11 protein-coding genes are annotated in these 11,540 nt (G+C 59.3%); 8 read left to right on the plus strand and 3 right to left on the minus strand.

The window, feature by feature from the left end; translation table 11 throughout:
* Nucleotides 1-51: 51 nt before the first annotated feature.
* Nucleotides 52-1,041: an alpha/beta hydrolase family protein gene (locus EAH74_RS00155; protein ID WP_140674605.1), complete on the plus strand. Its 990-nt coding sequence runs from the start codon at nt 52-54 to the stop codon at nt 1,039-1,041.
* A gap of 106 nt (nt 1,042-1,147) precedes the next feature.
* Here EAH74_RS00155 and EAH74_RS00160 read toward each other — a convergent pair whose 3' ends face one another.
* The 3 genes from EAH74_RS00160 to EAH74_RS00170 are packed head-to-tail and all read right to left on the minus strand — an operon-like array spanning nt 1,148 to nt 3,604.
* Nucleotides 1,148-1,915, minus strand: coding sequence for a TerB family tellurite resistance protein (locus tag EAH74_RS00160; protein WP_140674608.1), 768 nt, complete (start codon nt 1,913-1,915; stop codon nt 1,148-1,150).
* Between the two features lies 1 nt (nt 1,916).
* Nucleotides 1,917-2,588, minus strand: coding sequence for an N-acetylmuramate alpha-1-phosphate uridylyltransferase MurU (gene murU / locus EAH74_RS00165; protein WP_140674611.1), 672 nt, complete (start codon nt 2,586-2,588; stop codon nt 1,917-1,919).
* Nucleotides 2,585-3,604, minus strand: coding sequence for an aminoglycoside phosphotransferase family protein (locus EAH74_RS00170; RefSeq protein WP_140674615.1), 1,020 nt, complete (start codon nt 3,602-3,604; stop codon nt 2,585-2,587). The genes murU and EAH74_RS00170 overlap by 4 nt, the downstream gene beginning before the upstream one ends.
* A gap of 130 nt (nt 3,605-3,734) precedes the next feature.
* Here EAH74_RS00170 and EAH74_RS00175 point away from each other — a divergent pair, with 130 nt between their 5' ends.
* The 7 genes from EAH74_RS00175 to glpE all read left to right on the plus strand — a co-directional run bounded on the left by EAH74_RS00175 (nt 3,735) and on the right by glpE (nt 11,404).
* On the plus strand, nt 3,735-6,560 hold the full coding sequence (locus tag EAH74_RS00175) for an LPS-assembly protein LptD (RefSeq protein WP_140674618.1): 2,826 nt from the start codon (nt 3,735-3,737) through the stop codon (nt 6,558-6,560).
* Nucleotides 6,541-7,857 (plus strand): peptidylprolyl isomerase SurA, encoded by a 1,317-nt coding sequence (gene surA / locus EAH74_RS00180; RefSeq protein WP_140674621.1) that lies wholly within the window; start codon nt 6,541-6,543, stop codon nt 7,855-7,857. The genes EAH74_RS00175 and surA overlap by 20 nt, the downstream gene beginning before the upstream one ends.
* Nucleotides 7,854-8,843: a 4-hydroxythreonine-4-phosphate dehydrogenase PdxA gene (gene pdxA / locus EAH74_RS00185; protein ID WP_140674626.1), complete on the plus strand. Its 990-nt coding sequence runs from the start codon at nt 7,854-7,856 to the stop codon at nt 8,841-8,843. Before surA ends, pdxA begins: the two co-directional genes overlap by 4 nt.
* Nucleotides 8,840-9,658, plus strand: coding sequence for a 16S rRNA (adenine(1518)-N(6)/adenine(1519)-N(6))-dimethyltransferase RsmA (rsmA, locus tag EAH74_RS00190; protein ID WP_140674630.1), 819 nt, complete (start codon nt 8,840-8,842; stop codon nt 9,656-9,658). Before pdxA ends, rsmA begins: the two co-directional genes overlap by 4 nt.
* 121 nt (nt 9,659-9,779) lie before the next feature.
* Entirely contained in the window at nt 9,780-10,160 is a 381-nt protein-coding gene (gene apaG, locus EAH74_RS00195; RefSeq protein WP_123368659.1) for a Co2+/Mg2+ efflux protein ApaG, read from the plus strand.
* Nucleotides 10,160-11,041, plus strand: coding sequence for a symmetrical bis(5'-nucleosyl)-tetraphosphatase (locus tag EAH74_RS00200; RefSeq protein ID WP_123368658.1), 882 nt, complete (start codon nt 10,160-10,162; stop codon nt 11,039-11,041). The genes apaG and EAH74_RS00200 overlap by 1 nt, the downstream gene beginning before the upstream one ends.
* Nucleotides 11,042-11,074: 33 nt before the next feature.
* Entirely contained in the window at nt 11,075-11,404 is a 330-nt protein-coding gene (gene glpE, locus EAH74_RS00205) for a thiosulfate sulfurtransferase GlpE (protein ID WP_046045372.1), read from the plus strand.
* The last annotated feature ends 136 nt before the right edge of the window (nt 11,405-11,540 follow it).

The following is an 11,540-nucleotide window of genomic DNA, read 5'->3' on the forward strand; positions in this document are numbered from 1 at the left end:
TACTGACCAACCCATTAGGCTGCCGGAATAACTTCTGGCCTGGAATATCCGATGCCCCCTGTCTACCGCCTGGCACTGCCAGCATTGTGCCTGTCGCTGATCCTGCCTTGCGCCTTTTCCGTCGAGGCTGCCAACCCGGCACCTGCCACTACGGAAACACCCACCGAAGAAAAACCGGTCGAGCGCCAACCGCTGCTTGAGCGTAGTCAGGAAGAAGCGTCTGCACTTGAGCGACAGATCCCTGCTCAGGAACAGCAGCAACTGCAAGCGGGCAGCGACACGTTTCTGGCCTTGTGGAAACCGGCCAATACCGCCGACCCCAAAGGCGCGGTGATTATCATCCCGGGCGCCGGCGAAACCGTTGACTGGCCGCAAGCAATCGGTCCATTGCGACGTAAATTGCCGGACGCCGAGTGGAGTAGCCTGAGTATCACCTTGCCGGACCTGCAAAGCGATGCCATTGCGCCGCGTATCGTAGAAGTGGCACCCACGCCAAAAGCCGCTGACACCGGCAGCAAAGACTCGACCACTGCAGCGCCCATCGAACAAGCGGCGGGCGGTGAAGCGGAGGTGGCGGACAAGGCGATCGCCGAAACCACCGAGGAACAGGCCAAAGCCGACGCCGAGCGAATCTTCGCCCGCATCGACGCCGCGATTGCTTACGCCGAACAGCAAAGCGCTCGCCGCATTGTCGTACTGGGGCATGGTACTGGCGCTTACTGGGCCGCGCGCTACCTGAGCGAGAAGCAGCCCCCGCAAGTGGAGAAGTTTGTGATGGTCGCCGCCCAGATGCCGGCGAAAGCCAAACCAGAGCTGGTCGAACTGACACCGACCCTGAAGCTGCCCACCGCAGACATCTTCTATATGGACAAGCCGCTGGATCGCAACCTGGCGCTGGAACGCTTGCAGGCCAGCAAACGGTTGAAGACTTCGGGGTTCAGTCAGGTCTCGCTCAAGGCATTGCCGGGTAATTCCAAGGCTGAGCAAGAGCAACTGTTCCGTCGGGTGCGCGGCTGGTTGAATCCACAGAACGCGAATTAAGCAAAAGCAAAAGCAAAAGATCGCAGCCTGCGGCAGCTCCTACACCGGGTTATGCGTACACCTGTAGGAGCTGCCGAAGGCTGCGATCTTTTGATCTTCCGGGCCACTACCGAAAATCCCGTCGTTCGCGAATCAATGTGTAGGCGCTATGCAGTTCGCGAGTCTTGTCAGTGGCTTCGCGCACCTGCAGCGCCGTCGCACCGCTGCCGGCGATCTTGTCCGGGTGATGGCGACTCAGCAGGCGTCGATAAGCATGCTTGATCTGCGCCGGCTCGGTGGTCGCCGAAACGCCTAAAAGCCGCAGAGCATCTTGATAGGTCAACGCGCTGCTGGCCTGTGCAAACTTGTGCTGCTCGTAATCGGCCGACAGAGCCTGAACCTGTCGTGACGTCCAGCCCAGCCATTTACCCCACTGCCTGATCAGCTCTCGTTCAGCGTTACCGGCGCGGCCATCCGCCCAAATCATCCGCCAACAGGCGCGCAAGACGCCTTCGGCCGCATGGGGCTGAGCGCTCAAGCGGCGCAAATAACCGCGCAACCGGTCATCTCCCGACTTGCCGCGATTGAACGCGGCAATGGCCCGGCGCTGGGCCGACTCGGTCATATCCAGAGAACGCATTTCCTGACGGGCCTGCTGGATGTGGCCTTCCACCACCCGTCCATCGCACTTGGCCAGCCGCCCCAGCAACACAAACAGCAGTTCATCGTTGCGCAGCACCGAGCGGCCACCGAGTTTTTCTCGCAAGTGCGCCCAGCTCTGCAAGTGCAAGTGCCGGTCCAGCACCTGCCCCAACAAGGCGCCAAGCATGGCCCCCGGAATGCTGGCGATGTAAAAGCCCGCTCCGGCTCCAATCAGAGTCCCTGGCCACAACATGTCAGCGTCTCGCTTCTAACAGGGTTTCGACTTCAGCCAGACGTTCGTGAGTGCCAACATCCACCCAATGTCCATTCAGGTGCTCGCCGGTGACTTGTCCATCGGCCATGGCCTTGCGCAGCAGCGGTGCAAGCTTGAAGGCGCCGGCGGAGCAACCGTCGAACAGCTGCGGGTGCAAGACCGCGATGCCGCTGTAGGTCAGGGTTGCAGTGTCCGGTTGACCGTCGCGTACTTGCCCGTCGATGAGGCTGAAATCGCCGGTCGGGTGATGGCCAGGGTTGTCCGCCAACACCAAATGCGCCAGCCCGGTGATGGGTTGGTGCAACACGCTGAAGTCGTAGTCGGTCCAGATGTCACCGTTGACCACCATAAAGGCCTCGTCACCCAGCAAGGGCAGCGCGCGGAAAATCCCGCCTCCGGTTTCCAGCGGCTCACCTTCCGGCGAGTATTGAATACGTACGCCGTATTGCGAGCCATCACCCAGGTAGTTTTCGATCAGCTGGCCGAGCCAGGCATGGTTGATCACCACCTCGGTAAACCCCGCCACCGCCAAGGCTTTCAAGTGATACTCGATCAACGGTATACCGCCAGCGCGAACCAGCGGTTTCGGCGTGGTCAGGGTCAGCGGGCGCATGCGCTCGCCTTTGCCTGCCGCCAGAATCATTGCCTTCATGCATTCGCTCCAGCACGCAGACTCATCAGCAACACATCCAGCTCGGCCAGTTCAGGACGGCGGGCGATCACGGCATCTATATATGCAAAGAAGCGTGGCACATCGCCGAGATAGCGTGGCTTGCCGTCACGGTGGCAGATGCGGGCAAAGATGCCGATCACTTTCAGGTGCCGCTGCACGCCCATCAGGTCACTGGCACGCAGGAAATCTTCGAAGTCGGGCTGAACCGGGATCCCGAGATCGCCCGCTTGCTGCCAGTAGGCTTGCAGCCAGCCGCGCACACGCTCCTCGGGCCAGCTGAGGAACGCATCCTTGAACAGGCAGGTCACGTCGTAGGTCACGGGACCATAGACTGCGTCCTGGAAATCCAGCACGCCGGGATTTGGCTCGCTGAGCATCAGGTTGCGCGGCATGTAATCGCGGTGCACCAGCACTTTAGGCTGGGCCAGTGCGCTGTCGATCAATAGCTCAGTCACGTTCTGCCAGAGCATTTGCTGCGCCGAGTCGAACTCGATGCCCAATTCGCGCTTCACGTACCACTCAGGGAACAATTCCAGCTCGCGGCGCAGCAACGCCACGTCATAACTTGGCAGCGGTGCAACCATCGGCAACTGCTGAAAAGCCACCAGCGCTTGCAGGGCATCCTTGAACAAATCGTCGGCATTTTCGCTGTCGATCACGTCCAGATAAGTCTTGTTGCCCAGGTCATTGAGCAAAAGAAAACCACGCTCGAGGTCTTCGGCATAAATTTTCGGAACATTTATTCCGGATTTCGCCAACAAAAAAGCGATATCCACGAAGGGTTTACAGTTTTCCTGGGGCGGTGGCGCGTCCATCACGACGAAGCTTCTGCCCTCGCCTTCCCAGCGAAAATAACGTCGAAAACTCGCATCGCTACTGGCCGCGGTCAACGTGGCCGGGGGTACGGCACCCCAACCCTGTTCTGCAAAGAGGGCAGCCAATTGCTCATCGAGCCAAACTTTCAGGTGTTGCAAACGTACATCTTGGTCAGGCATTGCAAGGGTCTCCGACGGCGCTAGCCGTCAAGCGGGTCATGCTTTATTATCCAGCATCTTTTTCAGACCATCGAGAGGCGTGCGGCCCACACCGCGGGCAGATGGCACGCAGGAAGCCCGGACTAATAAGATGGCATTGAAATCCCCCGCGTTTCGTAAAAAATTTCCGTTGTTGGTTACCGGCAGTCTGCTGGCCCTGCAACCTCTAGCCACTTCATTCGTGGTCGCCGCGGAACAGTATGACTGCTCAGTCTCTGCTTCGGGTGCCTGGAACTGTGCGCCAAAATCTCCAGCAGCTGCGCTGCCACCTCGCCCCGTCCATGACGGCAGTGCGGCGGTAAGCTCGAGCGGCGAGACTCCGGCCGACAGCGGTTTAAGTCAAGACACCGGCGCCAAGCCTGTGCTGGTGACTGAATCCAAGGGCCGTGGCCTGAAGTCGCGTAGCGAAGACTACAGTCACCTCGACTGGGTTCCGCGCGAGAAGCTCACTGCAGCGCAATTGGCCGAAACCGGTCCTTACTGCGCTGGTTCCTATATCGAACCAATTCGTCCTGGCATGAATGACAAGACGAATAAAAGTGACGCTCCAACCTTTCTCGGCGCCAAAGCCTCTCGTTATAAGCAGGATGAGCAGGTCGCGACCCTCGCGGGTGACGTGGTCATGCGCCAGGGCAGCATGCAGGTCGAAGCCGACGAAGCGAACCTGTACCAGGCCGAGAGCCGTGGCGAACTGAGCGGCAACGTCCGTATTCGCGACAACGGCGCACTGATCGTTGGCGACCACGCCGACGTGCAGCTCGACACCGGTGAAGCCAAGGTCGACAACGCCGAATACGTGATGCATAAATCCCGTATCCGCGGTAACGCGCTGTACGCCAAACGTGCCGAGAACGCGATCATCCGCCTCAAGGATGGTACGTACACCACGTGCGAACCGGACAGCAACGCCTGGCAGCTCAAGGGCAACAACATCACCTTGAACCCGGCCACCGGTTTCGGTACCGCGACCAACGTGACACTGCGGGTCAAGGACATTCCGGTTCTGTACACACCGTACATCTATTTCCCGATCGATGACCGTCGCCAGTCCGGTTTCCTGCCGCCGACCATCGGCACCGGCACCGATACCGGTTTCATGCTGGTCACACCGTATTACTTCAACCTGGCACCAAACTACGATGCCACGTTGTACCCGCGCTACATGAGCAAGCACGGGCTGTTGATGGAAGGCGAATTCCGTTACCTGACCCCGTCCAGCGAAGGTCAGTTCGGCGCCGCGTACCTCAACGACGAAGACACCGATCGCAGCAAGCAGACCGACTACCAGAAAAACCGCTACATGTATAACTGGCAGCACAAGGGCGGTCTCGACTCGCGCGTTCTGACACAAGTCGATTACACCAAGCTCAGCGATCCGTATTACTTCCAGGATCTGCAGACTGACCAGATCGGTGTGAAAAGCGCTGACTTCGTGAACCAGCAGGGTTCTGTCACCTATCGTGGCGACAGCTACACCGCTCGCATCAACGCTCAGGCTTACCAGTTGGCGACCGTTTCAAACATCACGCCGTATGACCGCTTGCCGCAGATCACCTTTGATGGTGCGCTGCCGGAGCATCCGGGCGGCCTGGATTTCGCTTACAACACGGAAATCGTGCGGTTTGATCGGGATTTGAAAACCGGCAATTTCACAGATGAAGATGGCGGGCCGCTCAATGCGGATGGCAGCTTCGGTACTCCACGGCTTGATACCAACGTTTTCGGCCTGGCCCGGGCCAACGGCAATCGTCTCAACGTAGCTCCGGTTGTCAGCTATCCGATGGAAGCGTCTTATGGTTTCCTGAAACCGTCGCTCAAATATCAATACACCCAGTACGACCTGGATCTCGATAACAAGGGCAAAGCTGACATCGCCAGCCAAGGCGCTGAAGGCGATCGACTCAACGGCACCTTCGGCAGCAACCAAAGCCGTGGCGTGCCAATCGCCAGCATCGATAGCGGCCTTTACTTCGATCGCAACACGAACTGGTTCGGCAAGAACTATCGCCAGACCCTGGAACCGCGTCTGTACTACCTCTATGTACCTGAGAAAGACCAGACCGACATTCCAGTCTTCGACACCGCCGAATACACCTTCAACTACGCCTCGCTGTTCCGTGCCAACCGCTTCTCTGGCTCCGACCGTGTCGGTGACGAGAACAAACTGTCGCTGGGCGTGACCAACCGCTGGATCGAAGAAAACGGTTTCGAACGTCAACGTATCAGTGTTGGCCAGGCCTTGTACTTCAAGGACCGCGAAGTCCAGTTGCCAGGTATCGACGCGAAAACCCGCGACGACGCACACGCCAACGTTTCGCCTTATGCCCTGGAATACGAATATCGCTGGAACCGCGATTGGCGCACCACGGCCGATTACAACTGGGACCCGGACAGCCGCAGCCCTCGCTCGGGCAGCGCGATGTTCCACTACCAGCCTGAAGACAACCCGAACAAGGTCATCAACGCCGGCTATCGCTATCGCAATGACCAGGTCCGTTACGACCAGAACACCGGTAAATGGCAAGTCGGCGGTGGTGACTACGGCACCCCGGGGCAGCCTGGCTTCGTGAAGGACTACTACAAGATTGAGCAGCACGATTTCTCGGTGATCTGGCCGATCGTGCCGCAATGGAACGCAATTAGCCGCTGGCAGTATGACTACAACCGTAACCGTACCCTGGAAGCTTTCGGTGGCTTCGAGTACGACAACTGCTGCTGGAAACTGCGCCTGATCAACCGTTATTGGGTTTCCTATGACGAGTTCAGTCAGGAAGCTCCGCAAAACGAAAAAGGCGACCACGGCGTCTTCCTACAAATCGTTCTGAAAGGTCTCGGCGGCCTCACCGGCGCCAAAGTAGAGAGCTTCCTCGACAAAGGCATCCAAGGTTATCGTGAACGTGAAGACCAAGCTTTCTGATTGTCTGCGCCCGCTAGTGTTGGGCGCGTTGTTCCTGGGTACCGCGGCGAACGCCGCGGTACAGTCCATCGATAAAGTGGTGGCCATTGTCGATAACGACGTGGTCATGCAGAGCCAACTGGACCAACGGGTCCACGAAGTTCAGCAAACCATCGCCAAGCGCGGTGCTGCCGTACCGCCGGCCAACGTGCTGGATCAGCAAGTACTTGAACGTCTGATCGTCGAGAACCTGCAACTGCAGATCGGCGAACGTTCCGGTATCCGCATTACCGATGAAGAACTGAACCAGGCTGTCGGCACCATTGCCCAGCGCAACAACATGTCCGTGGATCAATTCCGCGCCGCCCTGACTCGCGACGGTCTGTCTTACGACGACGCCCGTGACCAGATTCGCCGCGAGATGGTCATCAGCCGTGTGCGTCAGCGTCGTGTGGCCGAGCGTATCCAGGTTTCCGAACAGGAAGTGAAGAACTTCCTCGCTTCCGACCTTGGCAAAATGCAGCTGTCCGAAGAATTCCGCCTGGCCAACATCCTGATTCCTACGCCGGAAAGCGCCAACTCCGACGCGATTCAGAATGCAGCCAAGCAGGCAGACGCGGTTTACCAGCAGCTCAAGCAAGGCGCTGACTTCGGTCAGTTGGCAATTGCCAAATCCGCCAGCGAAACCGCACTGGAAGGTGGCGACATGGGCTGGCGTAAAGCCGGTCAACTGCCACCTCCGTTCGATCGCATGCTCAGCACCATGGCGGTCGGCGACATTACCCAGCCAATGCGTACGCCGGGCGGCTTCATCATCCTGAAGATCCTCGACAAGCGTGGCGGTGAGACCCAGACACGCGATGAAGTGCACGTGCGTCATATCCTGGTCAAACCGAGTCCGATCCGCGACGAAGCAAAAACCAAAGCCCTCGCTGAGTCCCTCTACACCCGAATCGAAGCGGGCGAAGATTTCGGCGAACTGGCGAAAAGCTTCTCGGAAGATCCGGGTTCCGCCCTCAACGGTGGCGACCTGAACTGGATCGACCCAAATGCATTGGTGCCCGAGTTCCGCGAAGTGATGGCCAAGACCCCTCAAGGCAAACTGTCCAAGCCGTTCCAGACCCAATATGGCTGGCATGTACTGGAAGTCCTTGGCCGTCGTGCCACTGACAGCACCAGCCAGGCCCGCGAGCAACAAGCAATGACCGTATTGCGTAACCGCAAATACGACGAAGAGCTGCAAACCTGGCTGCGTCAGATCCGTGACGAAGCGTACGTAGAGATCAAACTCCCTGGTGCAGACCAGGCAGCGCAGTGAACCCCAAGCGTTTCGCGCTGACACCCGGCGAACCGGCCGGCATAGGTCCTGACCTGTGCCTGCTGCTCGCCTCGCAAGCCCAGCCACACCCCCTGATTGCCATTACCAGCCGCGACCTGCTCCTTGAGCGGGCCGTGCAGCTGGGGGTGGTGGTCGATTTGCTGGCGGTAAACCCGGACAACTGGCCGGATGTACCCGCGCCAGCCAACAGCCTGTATGTCTGGGATACACCGCTCAACGCCAAGGTCACTGCCGGGCAACTGGACAAGGCCAACGCGGCTTTCGTTCTCGAAACCCTGACCCGAGCGGGCCAAGGCTGCCTGGATGGGCATTTTGCCGGCATGATCACAGCCCCTGTACATAAGGGCGTGATCAATGAATCCGGGATCGCCTTTTCCGGGCACACAGAATTTCTCGCCGACCTGACCCATACCGCACAAGTGGTGATGATGCTCGCCACTCGCGGATTGCGCGTGGCGCTGGTCACCACTCATCTGCCTCTTCGCGAGATTGCCGATGCGATCACGCCGGAGCGGCTGGAACGGGTCGCGCGAATTCTGCACGCCGATCTACAAGAAAAATTCGGCATTGCCCAGCCACGCATCCTCGTGTGCGGGCTCAACCCACATGCCGGCGAAGGCGGACACCTGGGCCATGAAGAAATCGACATTATCGAACCTACATTAGAGCGCCTGCGCGGCGAAGGAATGGACCTTCGTGGCCCCCTGCCCGCCGACACTCTGTTTACCCCCAAGTATCTGGAGCACTGCGATGCAGTGCTGGCGATGTACCACGACCAGGGCCTGCCTGTGCTGAAGTACAAAGGCTTCGGCGCGGCCGTCAACGTGACCCTCGGCTTGCCGATCATCCGCACATCGGTCGACCACGGCACTGCCCTGGACCTGGCCGGCAGCGGCAAAATCGATACCGGCAGCCTGCAAGTCGCCCTGGAAACCGCCTACCAGATGGCCGAGACCCGTTTATGACCGAGCATTACCAACACCGGGCGCGCAAGCGCTTCGGCCAGAACTTCCTGCACGATGCCGGCGTTATCGACCGCATCCTGCGCGCCATCCACGCCAAGCCCGAAGACCGTCTGCTGGAAATCGGCCCTGGCCAGGGTGCGCTGACTCAAGGCCTGCTCAACAGCGGCGCCCAGTTGGACGTGGTGGAACTGGACAAGGATCTGATCCCGATCCTCAACCAGCAATTTGCCAGCAAGAGCAATTTCAACCTGCATCAGGGCGACGCGCTGAAGTTCGACTTCACCAGCCTGAACGCCGCGCCGAACAGCCTGCGGGTGGTCGGCAACCTGCCGTACAACATCTCTACGCCGCTGATTTTTCACCTGCTGCATAACGCCAGTCTGATTCGCGACATGCATTTCATGCTGCAAAAGGAAGTGGTCGAGCGCCTGGCAGCAGGTCCTGGTGGTGGTGACTGGGGTCGCTTGTCGATCATGGTTCAGTATCACTGCCGAGTTGAGCATCTGTTCAACGTTGGCCCGGGTGCGTTCAATCCGCCGCCCAAAGTCGATTCGGCTATCGTGCGCCTGGTGCCTCACGCGGTACTGCCGCACCCGGCCAAGGATCACAAGCTGTTGGAGCGCGTCGTACGCGAAGCCTTTAACCAGCGCCGCAAGACCCTGCGCAACACCCTCAAGCTGCTGCTGAGCAACGCTGAAATCGAAGCCGCCGGCGTTGATGGCAGCCTGCGTCCCGAACAGCTCGATCTGGCCGCCTTCGTGCGCCTGGCCGACAAGCTCAGCGAACAAGTCCTACAGAAGCCCGCCGCCGACTGACAGGCTATGAGCGTTATCGGGTAGGACACCAGCCTCCATGTCTGGTTTACTACCCGATACTTGGCCTAGACTGATCTCCATCAGCTACGCCCCGCGTTCCGCTTCGTTTAAGGCCTCTTGCATGTCCGATCCTCGTTACCAGGTCGACGTCAGCGTCGTCACCCGCTATCTGGCAGAACAATCGCAACCCGAGCAAAACCGCTTTGCCTTCGCCTACACCATCACCGTGCACAACAATGGCGAGCTACCGGCCAAACTGTTGTCGCGGCACTGGGTGATCACCGACGGTGACGGGCATGTCGAAGAGGTTCGCGGAGCCGGCGTTGTTGGCCAGCAACCGTTGATCGACGCGGGCGAAAGCCACACCTACAGCAGCGGCACCGTCATGACCTCCAAGGTCGGCACGATGCAGGGCACTTATGAAATGGTTGCCGACGACGGCAAACACTTCGACGCCATCATCGCCCCTTTCCGTCTGGCGGTGCCCGGAGCTCTGCACTGATGGCAACGTACGCCGTCGGCGATCTGCAAGGCTGCCTTCAAGCATTGCAATGCCTGCTCAAGCAGGTCGCCTTCGACCCGACACGGGATCGTCTGTGGCTGGTAGGCGATCTGGTCAACCGTGGCCCGCAGTCCCTGGACACCTTGCGCTTCCTCTATAGCATCCGCGAATCGCTGGTATGCGTGCTCGGCAACCACGACCTGCACTTGCTGGCTGCCGGAAAAAACATCGAACGCTTGAAGAAATCCGATACCCTGCTCGAGATTCTCGCAGCGCCCGATTCCGCGGAACTGCTGGAGTGGCTGCGTCAGCAAAAGCTCATGCATTACGACGAACAGCGCGATGTCGCCCTGGTACATGCCGGCATTCCGCCCCAATGGTCACTGCGCAAGGCCTTGAAGTATGCCGCCGAAGTCGAGGCTGCATTGCGCGATGACAACCTGTTGCCGCCCTACCTCGATGGCATGTACGGCAACGATCCGGCGAAATGGGACAACGACCTCAAAGGCGTGACACGCCTGCGGGTGATCACCAACTATTTCACCCGCATGCGGTTTTGTACCGCCGAGGGCAAGCTTGACCTCAAAAGCAAGGAAGGCCTCGACAATGCGCCACCGGGCTACAAACCCTGGTTTCAGCACAAAGAGCGCAAGACCAAGGGCCTGAAGATCATCTTCGGCCACTGGGCCGCTCTGGAAGGCCGATGCAATGAGCCTGGCATCTCGGCCCTCGACACCGGTTGTGTCTGGGGTGGCGCCCTGACCCTCATGAATGTCGACAGCGGTGAACGTCTGTCTTGCAAATGCGATGAGCATGGCCTTGCCCTGCCGCCAGTCGCCGCACTTATCCCCGAACCATCGTCAGCCAGCGCCCCGCGCTAGACTGCGCTTTCAGCCGAGCCACAGGAGCCCGCCATGAGCGAATTCAAACGTATCCCCCCAGAACAGGCCCAGGCCCTGCGCGAACAAGGCGCGGTGGTGGTCGATGTCCGCGATCCGGCAACTTTTGCTGCACTGCACATCGCCGGCTCGAAGCATCTGGACAACGTTTCCATCTCTGATTTCATCCGTGCCGCCGATCTTGATGCACCGACGGTAGTGGTCTGCTATCACGGTAATTCCAGCCAGAGCGCGGCGGCGTACCTGATCAGCCAGGGCTTCTCCGACGTCTACAGCATGGATGGCGGTTTTGAGCTGTGGCGTACGACTTACCCTTCGGAAACGGCGCAAGGCACTTCCGAATAATTTTTTTGTTACGCGCAAGCCCCGGTCCCCGCGGGCTCGCGCGGTGGCAGACGAACGGTCTGCCACAACTAATTACGTATCTCGCCTTTACCTCCCGAATAAGCAACTATCCTTAAGCGCAGGCCATCCAAAACAG

The organism is Pseudomonas mandelii (genome assembly GCF_006438925.1).
Lineage (GTDB): Bacteria > Pseudomonadota > Gammaproteobacteria > Pseudomonadales > Pseudomonadaceae > Aquipseudomonas > Aquipseudomonas mandelii_C.

What these genes read in the sequence shown, in the direction of transcription:
- EAH74_RS00170 (WP_140674615.1), bottom strand. Translation starts at nt 3,604, where the DNA reads ATGCCTGACCAAGATGTACGTTTGCAACACCTGAAAGTTTGGCTCGAT.
- murU (WP_140674611.1), bottom strand. Translation starts at nt 2,588, where the DNA reads ATGAAGGCAATGATTCTGGCGGCAGGCAAAGGCGAGCGCATGCGCCCG.
- glpE (WP_046045372.1), top strand. Translation starts at nt 11,075, where the DNA reads ATGAGCGAATTCAAACGTATCCCCCCAGAACAGGCCCAGGCCCTGCGC.
- EAH74_RS00200 (WP_123368658.1), top strand. Translation starts at nt 10,160, where the DNA reads ATGGCAACGTACGCCGTCGGCGATCTGCAAGGCTGCCTTCAAGCATTG.
- EAH74_RS00175 (WP_140674618.1), top strand. Translation starts at nt 3,735, where the DNA reads ATGGCATTGAAATCCCCCGCGTTTCGTAAAAAATTTCCGTTGTTGGTT.
- rsmA (WP_140674630.1), top strand. Translation starts at nt 8,840, where the DNA reads ATGACCGAGCATTACCAACACCGGGCGCGCAAGCGCTTCGGCCAGAAC.
- EAH74_RS00160 (WP_140674608.1), bottom strand. Translation starts at nt 1,915, where the DNA reads ATGTTGTGGCCAGGGACTCTGATTGGAGCCGGAGCGGGCTTTTACATC.
- EAH74_RS00155 (WP_140674605.1), top strand. Translation starts at nt 52, where the DNA reads ATGCCCCCTGTCTACCGCCTGGCACTGCCAGCATTGTGCCTGTCGCTG.
- apaG (WP_123368659.1), top strand. Translation starts at nt 9,780, where the DNA reads ATGTCCGATCCTCGTTACCAGGTCGACGTCAGCGTCGTCACCCGCTAT.